Origin of the sequence: Bacteroides uniformis (assembly GCF_025147485.1) — a bacterium.
Taxonomy (GTDB): domain Bacteria; phylum Bacteroidota; class Bacteroidia; order Bacteroidales; family Bacteroidaceae; genus Bacteroides; species Bacteroides uniformis.
The window spans coordinates 1526331-1546862 of sequence record NZ_CP102263.1; the positions used below are offsets into that span (position 1 = coordinate 1526331).

Here is a 20532-nt window from a genome sequence, read left to right on the forward strand (position 1 = left end):
GAGTGTACATGGTGCTGGAGAAGTATGCAAGGACACAAAAGAAAGTAGAGAATGTGGGCATTTAGGCAGAAATAACCTGAAACCCTTTTCCATTCCCTCGTTTTCTTGTATCTTTGCGACCTCATAATTCACTTAACTACAAGCAATGAAGGAATTCCTACAACTGATGCGGCGCTTTGTGTCGCCTTACAAGAGATATATCGGTTGGGCAATCGTGCTCAATGTGCTGTCCGCTATATTCAATGTCTTTTCATTCACACTGCTCATTCCTATTCTCAATATCCTTTTCAAGACGGGGGAGAACACCCAAGTGTATCACTTCATGGAGTGGGGAAGCGGTAGCTTGAAGGAAGTGGCGGTGAACAATTTCTATTATTACGTCACTCAGATGATTGAGACACACGGGCCACAGATGACATTGCTGTTCATGGGGCTCTTCCTTGCTTTCATGACCATGCTGAAGACCTCCTGCTATTTCGGCTCTTCTGCCATTATGATTCCCCTTCGTACGGGAGTGGTACGCGATATCCGCGTGATGGTCTATTCCAAAGTGATGCACTTGCCGCTCGGCTTTTTCTCTGAAGAAAGGAAAGGGGACATCATTGCACGTATGAGCGGTGACGTAGGCGAAATTGAGAACTCCATTACCAGTTCACTGGATATGCTGCTCAAGAATCCGATCTTGATTCTGCTTTATTTTTCCACTCTGATTGTAACCAGCTGGCAGCTGACTCTGTTTACTGTCCTGGTATTGCCGGGTATGGGCTGGCTGATGGGAAAAGTTGGCAAGAAACTGAAGCGTAAGTCGTTGGAAGCCCAAGGGAAATGGAGTGATACCATGTCGCAATTGGAAGAGACGCTTGGTGGACTGCGTATAATCAAGGCTTTTATAGCAGAAGACAAGATGGTGGACCGTTTTAAGCAATGCAGCGACGAGCTGCGTGATGCAACCAACAAGGTAGCCATCCGTCAGTCGTTGGCACATCCGATGAGTGAATTCCTCGGTACGCTGCTCATTGTATTGGTACTGTGGTTCGGTGGTCTGCTTATTCTGGGCGACGGCACTTCCATGGAAGCATCAACGTTCATCTTCTATATGGTGATTCTGTACAGTATCATCAATCCGTTGAAAGACTTTGCAAAGGCAGGATACAACATTCCAAAGGGTCTGGCATCCATGGAACGTGTGGACAAAATACTGAAAGCCGAGAACCCCATTAAGGAACCGGTAAACCCGTTGCCGCTGCACGGGATGAATGACCGGATTGAATTTAAGGACCTCTCCTTCAGTTACGACGGCAAGCGCGAAGTGTTGAAGCACGTCAATCTGATGGTGCCCAAAGGACAAACCATTGCACTTGTCGGCCAGTCCGGCTCCGGCAAATCTACATTGGTGGATTTGCTGCCGCGCTATCACGATGTGCAGTTAGGTGAGATTACAATTGACGGTGTGAATATTAAGAATTTTCGCATCCACGACCTGCGTGCGTTGATAGGAAACGTGAACCAAGAGGCCATTCTGTTCAATGACACCTTCTTCAACAACATTGCCTTCGGTGTGGAAAATGCAACTATGGAGCAGGTGGTCGAAGCGGCAAAGATTGCCAATGCCCACGACTTCATCATGGAGACCGAACTCGGTTATCAGACCAACATTGGCGACCGTGGCGGCAAGCTTTCCGGCGGACAGCGCCAGCGTATCAGTATTGCCCGTGCCATCTTGAAGAATCCGCCTATCCTGATACTCGATGAGGCCACTTCAGCACTCGATACCGAAAGCGAACGACTGGTGCAGGAGGCTCTGGAACGGCTAATGAAGACCCGTACCACGATTGCCATCGCCCACCGCCTTTCCACCATCAAGAATGCGGATGAGATTTGTGTACTCTATGAAGGTGAAATCGTGGAACGTGGTAAGCACGAGGAACTTCTCGAGAAGAACGGCTATTATAAGAGACTGAATGATATGCAGTCTCTCTCATAGCAATAAAATTCTGCGTACTTTGCTTCCACCCGCTTGTGCTAGGCTGTTATGACTAAATAGGAAGTTAATTTCCTGCAAACAGCCTATTAATTCTTCTTTCTCTTCTATATTTCTTACGCAGAATCTATGATGCAGGTGGGTGTTGACGGCTGCCGGCAGAGTGTTTCACGGCTGTTAGGCGATGATGAATAAAGGGCGTTCTTTTGCCTTTTACGCTTTTTTAATATCTGCTTGCTTCCATTCTATCACTAATTATCCTATTTTTGCAAAGAACACATACATAAACATTGCAAATATCATGAAAAAATTATATCCAACGTTTACGACGACAGCTACTATGACTATCAGTCCAAGTACTCTTAATCATGTAATTCAATCGACCCCGATAATACTATAACTGTAAATATTTAATATTCGCCTACCATGAAAATAAAAGTTGGTTTGATAGGGTTCGGCAGAATGGGGCAAATGTATTGGGAGGAAATGCAGAAAAGCGGTCGATGGGACATCGCATATATCTGCGATACCGATCCGGCCTCCCGAGAATTGGCAAGAAACCTTTCCCCTTCATCCAGAATCATATCCGATGAACAAGAAATCTTTGATGACCAGAGTGTAGAAGCTGTTGGTCTTTTTGCATTGGCAAATTCCAGAAAAGAACAAATAGAGAAAGCTGTCCGGAGCAATAAGCATATCCTGACGGAGAAACCCATTGCCGATACCATTGATAAGGAATGGGAAATTGTGGACCTGATTGAAAAGTATGATCGCATTGCCGCTGTCAACCTTTATCTGCGGAACTCCTGGTATCACCAGGCTATGAAGCAGTTTATCGATGAAGGCGAGATTGGCGAACTGGCTATCTTGCGCATCTGCCACATGACTCCGGGATTGGCGCCGGGCGAGGGACACGAATATGAGGGTCCCGCCTACCACGACTGCGGCATGCACTACATAGACATTGCCCGCTGGTATGCCGACAGTGAATACAAGACCTGGCATGCCCAAGGCATGCGGATGTGGGACTACAAGGACCCTTGGTGGGTACAGTGCCACGGTACGTTCGAGAACGGCATCGCCTTCGATGTCACACAAGGCTTCGTCTACGGACAACTCTCCAGAAACCAGACTCATAATGCATATACGGACATTATCGGTACAAAAGGTATCGTGCGCATGACGCATGATTTCCGGACTGCCGTAGTGGAACTTCACGGCGTGAACCGTACGCTTCGCCTGGAGAAACCGTTTGGCGGAAAGAACCTGGACAAGCTCTGCAACATTATGGCAGACTCCATCGAGAGCGGGAAACGCGATCCGAGATTGCCGCAGATGCGAGACTCGGCCATTGCTTCCCAATACGGATGGACCTTCCTGGAGGATGCGCACCGCCACGACCTGCCCGGCATAGGCGACTTGCAGACGCTGGAGGAAATCAGGGAGCGCCGGAGGCATATGAAAGAAGGTTACGGACTGCTCCGTCCGAAGAAGACGGTAGTCTGATGCCTACTGTAATTAAGGATTGTTTTAAAACTCATTATATTAACCGATTTTAAAATCTAAAGAACCATGTCGAAATTTACAAGAAGAGAATTTCTTAAGACCGGAGGTTTAGCTTTGGCGGGTCTTACCATTGCTCCAAGCAGCATTTTGGGTAAGAGCCACGGACACGTGCCTCCCAGTGACCGTTTGAACATTGCTGCCGTAGGTATCGGCGGTATGGGACACACCAACATCAACCATGTGAAGGCTACGGAAAATATCGTGGCGCTTTGTGACGTAGACTGGCGCTACGCGAAAGGTGTGTTCGATGAGCTTCCCAATGCGAAGAAGTATTGGGACTATCGTAAGATGTACGATGAGATGGGTAAGGACATCGATGCCGTTATCATCGCTACTGCCGACCATACACATGCCATCATTACTGCTGATGCCATGACGATGGGCAAACATGTATATTGCCAGAAACCGTTGACGCACTCCGTATATGAGTCCCGTCTGCTTACCCGCCTGGCCGCTTCTACGGGAGTAGTTACCCAGATGGGTAACCAGGGTTCTTCGGACGAGGGTACCGACTTGGTATGCGAGTGGATATGGAACGGCGAAATCGGTGACGTGACGAAGGTGGAATGTGCTACCGACCGTCCCATCTGGCCGCAAGGATTGAATGTTCCCGAAAAGGAAGACCGCATTCCCAAAACCCTGAACTGGGATTTGTTTACCGGTCCTGCCAAGATGAATCCATATAACGAAATCTATCATCCCTGGAACTGGCGCGGATGGTGGGATTATGGTACGGGTGCTTTGGGCGATATGGCTTGCCACATCCTGCACCAGCCGTTCAGAGCTTTGAAGCTGCTGTATCCTACTAAAGTAGAAGGTTCGTCTACATTATTGCTCAATGCCTGCGCTCCGCAAGCACAGCACGTGAAGCTGACTTTCCCCGCACGCGAGAATATGCCGAAGGTGGCTATGCCCGAAGTGGAAGTTCACTGGTATGATGGTGGCATGATGCCCGACCGTCCGAAAGGCTTCCCCGAAGGAAAGCAACTGATGCAGAGCGGTGGCGGTCTGACTATCTTCCACGGAACGAAGGATACGCTGATTTGTGGTTGCTACGGACAGAACCCGTGGTTGCTCTCCGGCCGCGTGCCCAATGCGCCGAAGGTTTGCCGCCGTGTGCCGAAGGCAATGAATGGCGGTCATGAGATGGACTGGGTACGTGCTTGTAAGGAAAGTCCTTCCAGCCGCGTGATGCCTAAGTCTGACTTCTCCGAAGCCGGACCAATGAACGAAATGGTGGCAATGGGTGTATTGGCCATCCGTCTGCAGGGCCTGAACAAGACACTGGAATGGGACGGAGCCAACATGCGCTTCACCAATATCGGCGACGACGAGACATTGCGTACAGTCATCAAGGACGGCTTCAAGATACACAACGGCCATCCGAGCTTCGACAAGACATGGACAGATCCGGTAAATGCCAAGGCTTTTGCAGAAGAGCTCATCAAGCATAACTACCGTGAAGGCTGGAAGTTGCCCGATATGCCCAGATAAACATTAAAAAGAGTATCGGAACCAGGTTCCGATGCTCATAAACGAATACTAATCATTTAATTTTTCAGATTATGAAGAAAATATATTATTCTTTGGCTTGTTGCCTTATCGGAGGTATGCTCGCCTCTTGCGGTGGCGGTGCAAAGAAATCGAACGCTACGGAGGAAGCTGCAGCTCCTACTACTACTGCGGTGTCTTATTCCAAGTCTCTGAAAGCGCCTGAAACGGACAGCTTGAACCTGCCGATTGATGCGGACGGTTATATCACTATCTTTGATGGAAAGAGCCTGGACGGATGGCGTGGATACGGTAAGGACAAAGTGCCTTCCAGATGGATTATTGAGGATGGTTGCCTCAAATTCTGTGGAACCGGTACCGGCGAAGGACAGACCGGTGAGGGCGGTGACTTGATTTTCGCCCATAAGTTCAAGAACTTTGAGCTGGAACTGGAATGGAAGATTTCCAAAGGTGGTAACTCCGGTATCTTCTATCTGGCTCAGGAAGTTACTTCAAAGGACAAGGACGGCAACGAAGTGTTGGAACCCATCTATATCTCTGCTCCCGAGTTCCAGGTGCTGGATAACGCCAATCATCCGGATGCCAAACTGGGTAAGGACAACAACCGTCAGGCTGCTTCCTTGTACGACATGATACCGGCTGTTCCGCAGAACGCCAAACCTTTCGGCGAATGGAACAAGGCAAAGATTATGGTATACAAAGGTACTGTAGTTCACGGACAGAACGATGAAAACGTACTGGAATATCACTTGTGGACTAAGCAATGGACTGAAATGTTGCAGGCAAGCAAGTTCAGCGAAGAGAAGTGGCCCTTGGCTTTCGAACTGTTGAATAACTGTGGCGGCGAAAACCACGAAGGCTTTATCGGTGTGCAGGATCATGGCGACGATGTTTGGTACCGCAACATCCGTGTAAAGGTTCTCGACTAATTCCTTCTAAAAAGATAGTACTATGAGAATCAAACATATGATGATTTTGTCAGCACTGTGCTTATCCATGATGGCCACAAGCTGCAGCAGCCACAGCACGGAAACGGCGCCGGAAACGACGAAAAAGGAAGTAGCCATCCAGCTCTATTCTGTAAGAGACTTGGTGAAGGACGGCAGTAACCTCGACCAGATTCTGAAGGATTTGGCTGATATGGGCTATACCAGTGTGGAGGCCGCCAACTACAATGACGGTAAGTTCTACGGCAAGACTCCCCAGGAGTTCAAACAGATGGTGGAAAAGAGCGGTATGACCGTGCTTTCTTCGCACACTACCCACGGGTTGTCGGACGAGGAACTGGCTTCGGGCGACTTTACGGAAGCCTTGAAATGGTGGGATCAGTGCATTGCTGCCCATAAGGAGGCCGGTATGGAGTATATCGTGACTCCGTATCTCTCCGTTCCCAAGACATTGAAAGACTTGCAGACCTACTGCGACTATTACAATGAAGTGGGCAAGCGCTGCCAGGCTGCCGGTTTGAAATACGGTTACCACAATCATGCCCATGAATTCCAGAAAGTGGAAGACAAGGAGCTGATGCTGGACTACATGCTGCAACACACCAATCCCGAATATGTATTCTTCCAGATGGACGTTTACTGGGTAGTGCGCGGCCAGAACAGCCCGGTGGATTACTTCAACAAGTATCCCGGACGCTTCACCATGCTCCATATCAAGGATCACCGCGAGATTGGGCAGAGTGGTATGGTAGGTTATGATGCTATCTTCAAGAATACGGATACTGCTGGCGTGCGCCACATCGTAGCTGAGATTGAGAAATACAGCTGCCCCGTAGAAGAGAGTGTGAAGCAGAGTCTTGACTACTTGCTTGATGCTCCTTTCGTGAAGGCATCGTATAGCAAATAAAACATGATGGCGGCTATTCATTCATAAGCTCGGCCGCATCATTTTCTTGACGCGGGCACAACCGGATGAAGAATCCGGGGTGCCCGCGTTTTTTTACTTCCTTCCGAAGTCGGCCGGAATTTCCCCCCATTGCTTTGTCTCCCATTTTAGGATGCGGGTGGTGTAGGTGTTTTCGCGCAACCACTTCTCCGCACGTTCTATTAGGTGGAAAAGCTCTTCGGTCTTGGCGTCGCGCGGCAGTTTGGTCTTGCATTTTTTCTGTTTTATCCAGTTGATGGCGTTCACGCTGTCACTGTAGATGGGCATGTCGAAACCTTTCTGTTTCAACAAGGCAAGTCCGTGGACAATGGCGAGGAATTCGCCGATATTGTTGGTTCCATACATCGGCCCGAAGTGAAAGATTTCCTGACGGCTGGCGACGTGTACTCCCCGGTACTCCATGGCACCGGGATTTCCGCTGCAGGCGGCGTCTACGGCAAGGCTGTTTTCTGCGACGGCGGCAGGAAGGGGAGCGTCGGCGCCGGGAATAGTCTTGGCAGGAGAAGGGGCCGACCGCTTGATGTACGCGTACGGCGAAGAGGCAAAGGCTTTTTCCGCTTCCTCGCGTGATTCGAACGACTTGTATTTTGCTCCTTCGTAGCCTTTGGTCTGTAGTTGGCAGTCTGTCCAGGAAGTGTAGATACCCGGGCTGACTCCCGCCCATACGACGTAATATTTTTCTTTCTTCATAACTGCGGACAAAGGTAAAAAAGAAAATCCGAACAACTTAACTCTTTTATTTGTTTCTTTGTATAGCGGATATAAAATAAATAAGAGAAAACTCAATAAAAAAAGGGTAACTATATACCACTTTGCACTAAATATTAAATTCAATAAAGAATAGAAAGTTATGGAAATGAACGAGGAAAGTATTAAAAATTTATGGGTAATAGTAGAAAAGACCCATAAGCAAGTTTTAGCGATGAAGTTTTTAGGCGAATTTAAAGCTTATGTAGTAAGTGGGTTTTCAACGAAGACAAGGGATAACCCTTTTAATGAAGCTTACAATGCGATTGATATTACAGATATATCGGTTAACTTGCCTATTTTACCGTCGGAATTAAACCCTCAATCTTTTGAAGAAAAGCTACGAGGACGTTCTGTAAAGAATTTCAAATTTGGTGGTGATGATTATTTTTGGTTGATTAAATCTGGTAAAACAGAATATTTATAAGAAAAATATACTGTTTTAGTTGGATTTATGAAAAAATATTTGTATATTTAGATGTAAAAGGAGGAATATATTATGATAGACGTCAATTCGTTTAATTCATTGTTTGAACTGTTAGAAGCATTTCCTACTGAACAGTCTTGTATCGAATATTTAAAGAAAGTACGATGGGGTGAAAAGGTGAAATCTCCTTTTAGCCCTGGCTCTAAAGTGTATGTATGTGGAAATAATACATATTTATGTAAGGACACCGGGAGAAGGTTTAATGTAAAAACGGGAACCATTTTTGAGAATACTAAAATGTCGTTGCGAAAGTGGTTTATGGCCGTATGGATGGTTCTTTCAAACAAGAAAGGAATATCATCTTTACAATTAGCAAGGGATATAAAAGTGACCCAGAAAACAGCCTGGTATGTGTTACAACGGATAAGAATATGTTTGGTATGTGAAAATCAAGGAAAATTGCATAATGAAGTAGAAGCCGACGAAACCTTTGTCGGAGGCAAAAATAAGAATCGGCATAATGACAAGAAAGTTAAGGCTTGCCAGGGACGTTCATTCAAGGATAAGACCCCGGTTCTTGGAATGGTAGAAAGAAAAGGAAAGGTTATCGGGATAGTTATCAAGAATACGTCCAAAGAGGAACTCACTCCTAAAATATTGGAGTTTGTTGATAGAAACGCTATATTGTACACTGACGAATGGTACGGATATAATGAGATAGACAAAATGTATTATCACTATTCCATAGACCACAGCAAGAAACAATATGGGTACGGAAGAATCAACACTAATACCATTGAGGGTTTTTGGACTTTATTAAAAAGAGGATATGTAGGAATATACCACTATATGAGTTCTAAGCATCTTCAAAGATATGTTAATGAATTTGTGTTCCGCTATAATACACGAAAAATCAGCGAGAATTCAAGATTTAATTTGTTACTTTGCAATATGAATTATCATATTACATATAAGAAATTGACAGCATGAGTAAAAAGGAAATGACAATAGGAGAAGAATTTGAAAACTTTATGAGTTTTGCAATGCGATATAATTTTAAGAAAAAAAAGAAAGTAAAATTATATAAACCAACTGAAATTGCAAAAATATATCGTGAAAATGGAATGACGGAAGAAATGCTGTATAAGCGTTGTATAGGATTGGGATGTACAGAAGAGGAAGCAAAGATGTTGGTACAAAAATGCTTCCACCCTACAGAAAAAGATTTAGAACTTGAAAGATTATAATAAAAGAATACCTTTATTTAGATTCTTTTTCTTTATTCTCGTTTTTCAAATCTTCCTCATAATCTTTTAAATAAGAATCTTCATACATAATTCCGGGAGTGCCAATAATCTCTTCTTTGATTTTTAATTCACCACAGTGAATACATTTAAAGTAAGCATTATGCTCTTCCCAAACATGGTTGCATTTTTTGTTCTCCATAATATTTTCTTATTTGTTTGACATTGCAAATGTAGCAAATATCACTATATTTGCAAATGTTCTATAGAACAAACGTTTTAGAGAAAATATTCGGGAGTGCCTTACTTCGTTAAAATCGCCAGTTTTAACACGCACACAAGGCACAAGCCCTCACTGTACCAAGTGGGTTGCTTGTCTGCGTGTGCATAGGTCTCTGGCGATACCTTACGAAGTTGTGGACTGTGACCCACTTCCTTTTAGGTACAGCCTTTATAGGTCACGTGAAGGCAGAAATACGAATAGTTATGAAAAAGTTTGTATTATTGATTTTGTTTGTTTTTTCTTGTACGTTATCATCTTATGCACAATTCGATAACGGATTACAATTTAGGGATTCTCTTGCAGGATGGACTGCAAGACATGCAAAAATTAGTGAGATAGAACCAATTCTAAAAAAATACAATATTGATTCTTCTGGAAAGCGAATGATTATAAAAATAGATGAGAATAATATTTTTAGAATTAGATGTAACGTTGATTCACAAGATGAAATAGAGTGGATAAGTATGACAACTTTATATGATTCAACGGATTCCGGAATGAAAGCTGATATTATGGTAATGACTACACTTTTAGAAAATTCTAAATATTTAGGATTGAAATTTAAAGAAGAAGCTTATTTTCAAATGAGTAGTGAAAACAACATGTTTTTTGTTTCAGAAAAATTGGGGATTACTGTTGTTCTTACTACATGCTCAATGTCTCGAAGATATGGATGTCCTACTTTGGAAATATCATTTATAAAAGGAACTGATTATAAAAAATGGATTAAACAATAAATAATAAAGGTAACTATATGCCCAAGCATTTTTAGTGCAAAATGGTATATAGTTACCAAAAAAAGAAAGGACAAAAAATGAAGAGAACATTTGCAGAAGCCATGGCGCATCGCCGTAGTTATTACTCTATCGGCAGCGATTCGTCGGTGCTGGATGAAGAAATAGTACACATTATTCGTGAAGCCGTAAAGAATGTGCCGTCAGCTTTCAATTCACAGTCTACAAGAATTGTATTGCTGCTGGGCGACGAACATAAGAAATTGTGGAACATTGTGAAGGAAACCCTGAAAGCACGCATCTCTGCCGAGGCTTTTGCCAAGACGGAAGCCAAGATTGACGGCTGCTTTGCCAGCGGACACGGTACTGTGCTCTACTTTGAGGACACTTCTGTAGTCAAAAAGCTGCAGGAAGCATTCCCTTCCTATAAGGATAATTTCCCTACTTGGTCGCAGCATACCTCCGCCATGCACCAGTTTGCCATCTGGACTATGCTGGAAGATATGGGGTTGGGAGCCTCCCTGCAACACTATAACCCCTTGATTGACGACGAGGTACGCCGCACTTGGAACCTGCCCGGCGACTGGATGCTGATTGCACAGATGCCCTTCGGTACACCCACCGGCGAACCGGGAGAAAAGGAATTTGAAGATTTAAGCAAACGTATCAAAATTTTTCTCTGATACAGAGGCGTTTTCAGCTTGGAATTGCTACCTTTGCAGGAAATGAGTTACAAGCTTGTAACTCGTAGCTCGTATAGCTCGTAACTGAAAACTCATTATGATACGTATTTTCTTGACCGGCTACATGGGAGCCGGTAAAACTACTTTAGGAAAGGCTTTTGCCCGCGAAATGAATGTGCCGTTCATTGATTTGGACTGGTACATCGAAGAACGTTTTCACAAATCAATCCGTGAATTGTTCACCGAGCGGGGAGAAGCCTCTTTTCGTGAATTGGAGCGAAACATGCTGCATGAAGTAGGGGAATTTGAGGATGTCGTGGTCTCTACCGGTGGCGGTACTCCTTGTTTTTTTGACAATATGGAGTATATGAACGGTTGCGGGCAGACGGTGTTTCTGGATGTACACCCCGATATTCTGTTCCGCCGGCTCCGGGTGGCGAAGCAGCAACGCCCCATCCTGCAAGGCAAGACGGACGAAGATTTGCGCACCTTCATTGTGGAGGCGCTGGATAAGCGTGAGCCTTTCTACTCGCAGGCCCGTTATCGCTTTGATGCCGGTTATCTGGAAAGCCGCAGCCAGATTAGCGAATCCGTGCAACGGTTACGCCAACTTTTAGGACTTTAATCCCTTGTAAATGTGTATTTTTCAGTCCGAGGAGCTGGATATATTAGATTTATGTGTATTTTTGTCGCCCCCTTTATAAGACACACTATAGTGGGAAAATAGTAAATTGTAAATAGTCTAATAGTAAATGTACTGATGAGAAAATGGCGTATTGAAGATTCAGAAGAGCTGTACAACGTAACTGGTTGGGGCACTTCGTACTTTGGTATCAATGACAAAGGTCATGTTGTGGTGACACCGCGTAAGGATGGGGTTGCCGTCGATTTAAAAGAGTTGGTGGACGAGTTGCAGTTGCGCGATGTAGCGGCTCCGGTATTGGTGCGTTTTCCCGATATTCTGGACAACCGCATCGAGAAGGTGTCCTGCTGCTTCAGACAGGCAGCCGACGAGTACGGGTATAAAGGAGAGAACTTTATTATCTATCCCATTAAAGTGAATCAGATGCGTCCCGTGGTAGAAGAGATGATTAACCATGGGAAGAAGTTCAATCTGGGGCTGGAAGCGGGTTCAAAGCCGGAGTTGCATGCTGTGATAGGGGTCAATACAGACCCGGGTTCCCTCGTGGTTTGTAACGGATATAAGGACGAGAGCTTCATTGAACTGGCACTGTTGGCACAGAAAATGGGCAAACGCATTTTTCTTGTTGTAGAGAAACTTAATGAGTTGAATCTTATTGCCAAGATGGCGAAGCAATTGAAGGTGAAACCTAATATCGGTATTCGCATTAAATTGGCTTCCAGTGGAAGTGGCAAATGGGAAGAAAGCGGAGGAGATGCCAGCAAGTTCGGACTGACATCCAGTGAACTGCTCGAAGCGCTGGACTTCTTGGAGAAAAAAGATATGAAGGACTGTCTGAAGCTGATACATTTCCATATCGGCAGTCAGATAACCAAGATACGCCGCATCAAGAATGCTTTGCGTGAAGCTTCGCAATTCTTTGTGCAGCTGAACAAGATGGGCTTCAACATCGAATTCGTGGATACTGGTGGCGGTATGGGAGTTGATTATGACGGTACACGCTCTTCAAGTAGCGAAAGCTCCGTCAACTATTCCATCCAGGAATATGTCAACGATGTGGTGTCGACTTTCGTCGATGTTGCCGACAAACACGGGTTCCCTCATCCCAATATCATTACCGAGACGGGACGCAGCCTGACTGCCCATCACTCCGTGCTTATCTTCGAAGTGCTGGAAACGGCTTCCCTGCCCGAAATGGACGACGACTGGGAACCGGGAGAGGATGCTCACGAACTGGTGAAGGAACTGTATGACATCTGGGATAATCTGAGCCAGCGCAGTATGCTGGAACCTTGGCACGATGCGCAGCAGATACGCGAAGAGGCACTCGACCTTTTCAGCCATGGCATCGTCGACCTGAATACGCGTGCACAAATAGAGAAACTCTACTGGAGTATCTGCCGCGAAATCAACTCCATTGCCAGCGGCATGAAGCACTGCCCCGAGGAATTCCGCAAGTTGAGCAAGCTGCTTGCCGACAAGTATTTCTGTAACTTCTCGCTGTTCCAGTCATTGCCCGATTCCTGGGCTATCGACCAGATGTTCCCCATCATGCCCATACAACGGCTGGATGAAAGACCCGACCGCGAGGCTACCTTGCAGGATATGACATGCGACTCGGACGGCAAAATTGCCAATTTCGTCAGCTCGCGTGCCGATACGACCACCCTGCCGCTGCACTCGTTGCGCGACAAGGAACACTACTATCTGGCGGTTTTTCTGGTCGGAGCTTATCAAGAGATTCTGGGAGATATGCACAATCTGTTTGGTGATACGAATGCCGTGCATGTGTCTGTCAATTCCAAAGGCTACACCATCGACCAACTGATTGACGGCGAGACGGTGGCTGAGGTGTTGGACTACGTGCAATATAATCCTAAAAAACTGGTACGTACGCTGGAAACTTGGGTGACGCAGTCCGTCAAGGAAGGGCGTATCTCTGTGGAAGAAGGGAAGGAATTCTTGTCTAATTACCGTTCCGGACTGTACGGATATACTTATTTGGAATAAAATGGAGAAACTGACTGTAATAAAGGTGGGTGGCAAGATTGTAGAAGAGGAAGCCACCCTCTATAAGTTATTGGATGACTTTGCAGCCATCGAAGGCTACAAGGTCTTGGTACACGGAGGCGGACGCTCGGCCACGAAGCTCGCTGCCCAACTGGGTATTGAAAGTAAAATGGTGAATGGCCGCCGCATCACTGATACCGAAACGCTGAAGGTGGTGACCATGGTGTATGGCGGACTGGTGAATAAGAATATCGTTGCCGGCTTGCAGGCGCGTGGTGTCAATGCACTGGGCTTGACGGGAGCCGATATGGATGTAATCCGTTCGGTAAAGCGTCCCGTGAAGGAGGTGGATTATGGGTTTGTGGGCGATGTGAAGCAGGTGAATGATGCTTTCTTGGCAGACCTCATTCATAAGGGTGTGGTTCCCGTGATGGCTCCGTTGACACACGATGGAGACGGGCACATGCTGAATACGAATGCCGACACCATTGCCGGAGAGACCGCCAAGGCTTTGGCGGGCTTGTTCGATGTTACTTTGGTATTCTGCTTTGAGAAGAAAGGGGTGCTGCGTGACGAGAACGACGATGATAGCGTGATTCCACAGATAACGCCGGAGGAATTCAAGCAATATGTGGCAGATGGTGTGATTCAAGGTGGCATGATTCCAAAATTGGAGAACTCTTTCGAGGCGTTGAATGCGGGTGTGTCCGAAGTCGTAATCACTTTAGCATCAGCCATCAACGGGAACAGTGGAACCCGTATCCGAAAATAATTCAAAAAAAACGGCAATAGGCTGTAACTTTCTGAATACTTAACCGTCAATTTATTAGAGATGCAAGAACTCAGCTTTCGCAATGACATTCTCCCGCTGAAGGATAAGCTTTTTCGGTTAGCCCTGAGAATTACGTTCGATAGGGCAGAGGCAGAGGATGTCGTGCAGGAAACGCTGATAAGGGTCTGGAACAAGCGTGACGAGTGGTCGCAATTCGGCTCTATCGAAGCCTATTGCCTGACAGTGGCAAGAAATCTGGCGATAGACCGTAGCGAGCGAAAAGACTCCCGTACCGTGGAGCTGACCCCCGAAATGGAGCAGGCCTCCGATGCATCGGGCCCTTACGAGAAGCTGGTGAACAAGGAACGGATGGCGTTGATACATCGGCTGATGAACAAGCTTCCCGAAAAACAGCGGCTGATTATGCAGCTTAGGGATGTGGAAGGTAAGAGCTATAAAGAAATAGCAGCAGTCCTGAACTTGACCGAGGAGCAGGTAAAAGTGAACCTCTTCAGGGCGCGGCAAAAAGTGAAACAAACGTTTATTGATATAGAAGGTTATGGACTCTAAATATATAGAACAACTCTTGGAGCGCTACTGGCAGTGCGAAACTTCTTTGGAAGATGAGGCTGAATTGCGTGCTTTCTTTAGCGGAAGCGATGTGCCCAAGCACTTGCTTCGCTACAAGGATTTGTTCGTATATCAGCAGCTTCAGCAGGAAGTGCATCTGGGTGAGGATTTTGACGCCCGGGTGCTTGCCGAAGTGGAAGTTCCGGTGGTCAAGGCAAAGCGCCTGACACTGGCCGCACGCTTCATGCCGCTGTTCAAAGCCGCCGCAGTAGTGGCAGTGGTTCTTTCGCTGGGAAATGTGATGCAGCATTCATTCTTTTCGGATGTAGAGGAAGTAGCCGCAACCGATACTATCGGTAAACAGATTTCCGCACCGTCGGTAGCTCTTTCGGGAGATGTGTCCGTGTCTCATGAGAAGCAGGTGATGGACAGCCTGCGCCGGGTGAACAAGGAGCTGGAAATCAAGGAATAGATATTTTCATTTGCTTTTAAAATAACATTTTCATTTGCTTTAAACATAATAATAGTTAGTGTGCTTTATTAAAACAACTTGAGGCTGTGAAGTTTCAATTCTCTCAAAATCTTATAAAAACTAACTAAAATAGAAGGGACGCCGCGTGATGCAGCGTCCCTTTGTTGTTCTTGCCTGTGGGTTACAAGGCTTTTTATTTAAGGGAGTTATTATTTACAGTATATATAGTTTGGAGTCTGCCGTTTTTTTTCTCAACTTTACTCACTGCAAATATATACAATGGAGAAGATGAGAAACATACTATACATCTGTATTATGCTTTTAGGCATTATGTGCTTTGTAGGCTGTAATGACTGTCATGACAACAAAAAACTTTTGGCGCAGACCGACTCTTTGTTGCAGAGCCGTCCGGACAGTGCGCTGAAGTTGCTTAATTCCATAGAAAAGGATGTCGGGTTTTCAGAAGCGGAGTGGATGCAGTTCGTTTGGAACTGTGCGCAGGCCCGCTACCGTATGGGTATGTCATTGGCGGAAGATTCGCTGCTTCCTGAAGCGATACACTACTATCGTGAACGGAAAGACTCTTCCCGTATGCTTGATGGCTACCTGCTTGAAGCCTCCTATTATAAATGGATGAAGCAGGAGGAACGCATGGATGAAGCGATTGAGAATGGCTTGGACTATGCCATAGCCCGAAAAGACACCTTCTGGCTTCTTCTTTTTTATCGGGGAAAGGCAGAGATAGCTTATCTGAGAAATGACCACTCCCAGGCGATAGAGTTGATGGAAAAGATATTGCAATATGCTGATAAGCTATCTGTCCGGGAACATTGCTCCATACTCTATGACCTGGGACTCAATATGGCGCTTGCCAACCACCCTTCTTCTTCGGATTACCTGGAACAGAGTATTGACATGGCATTGGCGGCAGCCGATACAGCTTCGGCCTGTCACTATCTGAGGAATTATGCCGCTTTTCTTGCCAACAGCCATGAATATACCAAGTCCAATGAACTGCTTCACCGGGTTAGACGGCTGATGCCTATGACCGACAACTATCCCATTCTGCAAGTAATCTTTGCTGAAAACTTCCTGAACCTTCATCAGTTGGATTCTGCCCGTTACTATTGGGAGCAAGCGTGGAACAATGAATTGAAGCAGGAAGAAAAGAGAGCCGAGGGCTTTTCTGTACGCAGTGCGCTGGCACAGTTGAAAACAATTCTGGACTATACTTCCGGGGCACCTTTGGACATTGTCACTTTCGGTAGGTTTGCTGATTCTGTCAGGAATGAGATGAGGGACCAGAATAGCGTGATAGAGCAACAGCTGGTGACCAGGAACAAGCTTCAACAGTTGAACTATGAGTTGATAATCAAACGGCAGAAGACACGGATGTATTCGATGCTGGTTGTTGTTGTGTTTGTCGGGGTACTTGTTTCCCTTACCTTTTATATCCGTAACAGACGGAAGCGCCTTGCCGAAGCCGAGGAACGTATTGATGCACTGACCCGCCTGCTGGAAGATGCCCAGAAGGTATCGGACAATCAGGAAGAGAATAGCGGTGCTTTCTTCAAGAAGCTGCTTCTTCAGCAGCTGGGTATCATACGGCTTGTTGCCAATACGCCTACCTCACAGAACCAGGCGTTGCTGAAACTTATTTCGGGCATCGGCAATAAGGAGATTCCGGTGGAAGGACTTCTTGCCTGGGCAGACCTTTATCCGGTAATTGATAAACTATACGATGGCTTTTATTCCCGCATGATGGAAAAGTTCGGACAGGTATTGTCTGATAAGGAAGTGCAGATATGCTGTCTGCTCTGTGCCGGTTTCTCCACGAAAGAAATCGGTGTGGTCACCCAACAGACAAGTGCAACCATCTACGTGCGTAAGACTTCCATCCGGAAGAAGATAAATGCAGGCGAAAAACAGGATATTGTGGAGTGCATAAGAGGCATTTAGACCGGAAGAGGCCGGATTAAGACTTTTATAATATGTCATTGTTGATAATCAGTGCTTTATGTGCTAAGTATTAAGACTTTTAATAGTGCGATTTAGTAGGAGTTAAGAGACTTCTTGCCTTAACTTTGCATCAAATCAAAAAACAGAAAGTCTTATGAAAAGTACATTCAGAACAATGGCAATCGCAGCGTGTTTCGCACTTGTATCTCTTACTTCATGTTACTTCCCCGGAAGCGACCAGTATAAAATAAAGTCGGCAACTAAGGAATATGTTAAGTCGCAGTTAGGCGAAGGTGAGAAATTCCGTTACGGATACCTGGAGCGTAAATGTGGTCGTAACGTAGACGGCAAATTTTGCAAGTATGCCGAAGTGCACTATGAGGTAATAAGCGCGTCGGGCGAAACTTCAGAGAAAATGCTCTTTCTGCTGATGTCGGAACATTGCGATTCCGTATTGGATATCTCGGAGGAGAGAGACAAGGAGTGGACCAATAAAGAAACTCTTTCGTCAGAAGAGATAAAGGCAATCATCGAGTCAGCTTTAAAAGACAAACTCTAAACACCGGCATTTATGAAAAAGATTCTTGTTATAGCTATCGTATGCCTGTTGGGTAGCTTTGCCGCAGCGGCACAAACAGTGAAAGTAAACGGTACAATTGTAGATGAACAGAACCGTCCGGTGGAATTTGTCAATGTAGCCCTGATTTCCTTGCCCGACTCTTCATTCGTTACGGGAAGCACCACTGATGGCAAAGGTAAATTTGCTTTGAGAGCCACTGCCGGTTCGGATTTCCTGTTAAGACTCTCTTATATCGGTTACGTCGGCGAACAGATTGTCATCAGGACTCCCCAAGGCACTGTGCAGATGGGAGACATTATCTTGAAAGAACAGTCGGTAGCACTGGACGAGGTGGTAATATCGGGCAGCAATATCACGCAGAAGGTAGACCGCATGGTTGTAGTACCCACCGCTACTGCCATGAAGAATTCCTATAATCCCTACGACCTGATGCTGAACCTTGCCATTCCGCACTTGAAGGTGGATGCTCTTGGTAAAGGCCTGGAAGCCAATGGCGGCAGCGTACAGACACGTATCAACGGTATTGTGGCTACCTCCACCGAAGTGGCAGCCCTCCTGCCCAAGGAGATTGTAAGAATAGAATTCATTGAAAATCCGGGAGGGCGCTATGGCGACAGCAGCCTGGGGGCTGTGGTAGACATCATTGTCCGCCGCCGCGAAACGGGCGGACTGGTCAATATACAAGCCACTAATGCTCCCCACATATTGTTTAGCGAGGACAATGTGGTGGCCAAGTTCAATCATAAAAAGTCACAATGGGGATTGTTCTATAACTTGTCTGCCCGTAACTTCAAGAAAACGTATACGGATATAGATGAGACATATGTGTTGGAAAATAAGACGATACATCGTGTGCAGGAGGGGCTTCACGACCAAAACAAGCACTTTACCCACAATATCGACCTCTCTTACAATCTGACGGAGCAGGATAAGTACGTATTCAACGTCGTGTTCCGCAACAGTGTCTATGATGCCCCTTGCCTGAACCAGTCGAACAAGTTGTATGATGCTGCGGATGCCGATAACTATATCTTCTCCAGACTGAAGAACAAGCAGTCCAGCTACACTCCTTCGCTCGACCTTTATTACCAGCGTACATTACCGAAGAATCAGATGCTTACGATGAGCGTGACCGGTACGCTGATGCACACCGACAATAATAGGCTCTACCACGAATATACGCCTCAAGCCGAAGACCTGGCGATGATTGAAACAGATGTGACGGGGAATAAGCGTTCCATTATCGGTGAAGCCATCTACGACAAGCGTTTCAAGTTCCTCGTATTCAGCGCCGGATTGCGCCACTACCAGATGTATGCCAGGAACGAGTATGCAGGCTCTTCACCCGTCGTATCGGAAATGAACCAGGCAAAGACAGCGGCGTTTGCCGAGGTGCAGGGTAATATCAGGAAAGTGAGCTATGGTGTGAGTGCCGGACTGACCCGCTCTTATTTCAAGGAAGGAGGGGAGGAACATACCTACTATACCTTTACTCCCACTGTCCGTCTGAACTTCTCTCCGCACAAGAACGGCAACATCAACTATCGGTTCAATGTCGAACCCAAGATTCCTTCGCTCAGTGCATTGACCAATGTGGAGCAGGCGATAGATACCATCCAGATAGTACGCGGCAATCCGGCATTGGAGACTTACAGTGTCTTTAACAATACGTTGAACTACTCCTATATGAAGCAGAAGTTCGTCTTCATGCTGAATGTGACACATGGCTATCACAAGAATATCATCATGGAGAGTGTGTTTGCCGAGGGAGACAAGTTGGTTTCGATGAGCGAGAACCAGCGTTCTGCACAGTTTCTGCGCTTTGGCCCTTCTTTCACATTCCGCGGACTGAACATTGGTAGTCTGAAGAATTTCCTGACGCTGAGTATAGATGGTGGATTTACACGTTACTGGTCTAACGGCAATACCTATACCCATACGTATAATGACTTCTATTACAATCTGGTTGCCGTGTTCAATTATAAGCAGTTCTCTCTGTTGGGACAATTCAGTAAAAGGGCGAACGAACTGATGGGCGAAACGATTTATAAGGGCGAGAATCAGACTGCCATTCTGGCCACTTATACCCACAAGCGCCTGCAGCTGGGGGTAGGGATGATGTTCCCGTTCACCAACAACTACAAGACGGGTAAGGAACGGGTAAGCAAAGTGGCACCCTATACCTCGTGGAGCCATGCGAAAGAGATAGGACAGATGGCGGTTATCAAGCTGAGTTATAACTTCGAGTTCGGCAAGCGTTACAAATCATCCGACAGACGCATCAATAACAGCGACAATGAGTCGGGTATTCTGAATGTAGATAAATGATAGTTGTTCCCGTGCTTCGGAGATGTGGGGCGTACAAAAAACGAAGGACTTCCTCGCGGGAGTCCTTCGTCATCTTTATAGGTAATTATTTGAGAGAGAATTTAGTTTAGGCTTATAATTATTAATCT

Annotated in this window: 20 protein-coding genes; 18 read left to right on the forward strand and 2 right to left on the reverse strand. The window is 46.0% G+C overall.

Annotation, left to right across the window (positions count from 1 at the left end):
- Positions 1-145: 145 nt before the first annotated feature.
- The 5 genes from NQ510_RS05725 (at position 146) to NQ510_RS05745 (ending at position 6913) form a co-directional block, all read left to right on the forward strand.
- Positions 146-1984, forward strand: a complete 1839-nt coding sequence (locus tag NQ510_RS05725) for an ABC transporter ATP-binding protein (protein WP_005825904.1) — start codon at positions 146-148, stop codon at positions 1982-1984.
- Positions 1985-2407: 423 nt separating this feature from the next.
- Positions 2408-3487 carry a Gfo/Idh/MocA family protein gene (locus NQ510_RS05730; protein ID WP_005825902.1) on the forward strand — a complete coding sequence of 360 codons (1080 nt, stop codon included), beginning with the start codon at positions 2408-2410 and terminating at the stop codon, positions 3485-3487.
- A 66-nt stretch (positions 3488-3553) separates the two neighbouring features.
- Positions 3554-5041 carry a Gfo/Idh/MocA family protein gene (locus NQ510_RS05735; protein ID WP_005825899.1) on the forward strand — a complete coding sequence of 496 codons (1488 nt, stop codon included), beginning with the start codon at positions 3554-3556 and terminating at the stop codon, positions 5039-5041.
- A 71-nt stretch (positions 5042-5112) separates the two neighbouring features.
- A complete protein-coding gene (locus tag NQ510_RS05740) occupies positions 5113-5988 on the forward strand; it encodes a 3-keto-disaccharide hydrolase (protein WP_005825897.1) in 876 nt (291 codons plus the stop codon).
- A 22-nt stretch (positions 5989-6010) separates the two neighbouring features.
- Entirely contained in the window at positions 6011-6913 is a 903-nt protein-coding gene (locus NQ510_RS05745) for a sugar phosphate isomerase/epimerase family protein (protein WP_005825894.1), read from the forward strand.
- Between the two features lie 93 nt (positions 6914-7006).
- Here the strand turns inward: NQ510_RS05745 and NQ510_RS05750 are convergent, their stop codons facing one another.
- A complete protein-coding gene (locus NQ510_RS05750) occupies positions 7007-7642 on the reverse strand; it encodes a ribonuclease H1 domain-containing protein (protein WP_034525485.1) in 636 nt (211 codons plus the stop codon).
- Positions 7643-7802: 160 nt separating this feature from the next.
- Here NQ510_RS05750 and NQ510_RS05755 point away from each other — a divergent pair, with 160 nt between their 5' ends.
- From NQ510_RS05755 to NQ510_RS05765, 3 genes are all read left to right on the forward strand, one after another.
- A complete protein-coding gene (locus tag NQ510_RS05755; RefSeq protein WP_005825891.1) occupies positions 7803-8126 on the forward strand; it encodes a hypothetical protein in 324 nt (107 codons plus the stop codon).
- 72 nt (positions 8127-8198) lie between these two features.
- Entirely contained in the window at positions 8199-9116 is a 918-nt protein-coding gene (locus tag NQ510_RS05760) for an IS1595-like element ISBun1 family transposase (RefSeq protein ID WP_005825889.1), read from the forward strand.
- Complete coding sequence (locus tag NQ510_RS05765) at positions 9113-9373, forward strand: hypothetical protein (protein WP_005825887.1); 261 nt, start codon at positions 9113-9115, stop codon at positions 9371-9373. The genes NQ510_RS05760 and NQ510_RS05765 overlap by 4 nt, the downstream gene beginning before the upstream one ends.
- Positions 9374-9386: 13 nt before the next feature.
- On the opposite strand, the gene NQ510_RS05770 is transcribed toward NQ510_RS05765, so the two are convergent.
- A complete protein-coding gene (locus NQ510_RS05770) occupies positions 9387-9572 on the reverse strand; it encodes a hypothetical protein (protein ID WP_005825886.1) in 186 nt (61 codons plus the stop codon).
- Positions 9573-9856: 284 nt separating this feature from the next.
- Here NQ510_RS05770 and NQ510_RS05775 point away from each other — a divergent pair, with 284 nt between their 5' ends.
- From NQ510_RS05775 to NQ510_RS05820, 10 genes are all read left to right on the forward strand, one after another.
- Positions 9857-10390: a hypothetical protein gene (locus NQ510_RS05775; RefSeq protein ID WP_034525474.1), complete on the forward strand. Its 534-nt coding sequence runs from the start codon at positions 9857-9859 to the stop codon at positions 10388-10390.
- Positions 10391-10467: 77 nt separating this feature from the next.
- Positions 10468-11070: a nitroreductase family protein gene (locus tag NQ510_RS05780; protein WP_034525484.1), complete on the forward strand. Its 603-nt coding sequence runs from the start codon at positions 10468-10470 to the stop codon at positions 11068-11070.
- A 97-nt stretch (positions 11071-11167) separates the two neighbouring features.
- Positions 11168-11695, forward strand: coding sequence for a shikimate kinase (locus tag NQ510_RS05785; RefSeq protein WP_005825881.1), 528 nt, complete (start codon positions 11168-11170; stop codon positions 11693-11695).
- 135 nt (positions 11696-11830) lie between these two features.
- Positions 11831-13723 carry a biosynthetic arginine decarboxylase gene (gene speA / locus NQ510_RS05790; RefSeq protein ID WP_005825878.1) on the forward strand — a complete coding sequence of 631 codons (1893 nt, stop codon included), beginning with the start codon at positions 11831-11833 and terminating at the stop codon, positions 13721-13723.
- A gap of 1 nt (position 13724) precedes the next feature.
- Positions 13725-14495 carry an acetylglutamate kinase gene (gene argB, locus NQ510_RS05795; RefSeq protein ID WP_005825877.1) on the forward strand — a complete coding sequence of 257 codons (771 nt, stop codon included), beginning with the start codon at positions 13725-13727 and terminating at the stop codon, positions 14493-14495.
- 60 nt (positions 14496-14555) lie between these two features.
- Positions 14556-15065 (forward strand): RNA polymerase sigma factor, encoded by a 510-nt coding sequence (locus tag NQ510_RS05800; RefSeq protein ID WP_005825876.1) that lies wholly within the window; start codon positions 14556-14558, stop codon positions 15063-15065.
- On the forward strand, positions 15055-15537 hold the full coding sequence (locus NQ510_RS05805) for a hypothetical protein (protein WP_005825875.1): 483 nt from the start codon (positions 15055-15057) through the stop codon (positions 15535-15537). The genes NQ510_RS05800 and NQ510_RS05805 overlap by 11 nt, the downstream gene beginning before the upstream one ends.
- Positions 15538-15825: 288 nt before the next feature.
- A complete protein-coding gene (locus tag NQ510_RS05810; RefSeq protein WP_229031883.1) occupies positions 15826-17496 on the forward strand; it encodes a LuxR C-terminal-related transcriptional regulator in 1671 nt (556 codons plus the stop codon).
- 154 nt (positions 17497-17650) lie between these two features.
- Positions 17651-18055 carry a hypothetical protein gene (locus NQ510_RS05815; protein ID WP_005825870.1) on the forward strand — a complete coding sequence of 135 codons (405 nt, stop codon included), beginning with the start codon at positions 17651-17653 and terminating at the stop codon, positions 18053-18055.
- Positions 18056-18067: 12 nt separating this feature from the next.
- Positions 18068-20404 carry a TonB-dependent receptor gene (locus NQ510_RS05820; protein WP_005825869.1) on the forward strand — a complete coding sequence of 779 codons (2337 nt, stop codon included), beginning with the start codon at positions 18068-18070 and terminating at the stop codon, positions 20402-20404.
- The last annotated feature ends 128 nt before the right edge of the window (positions 20405-20532 follow it).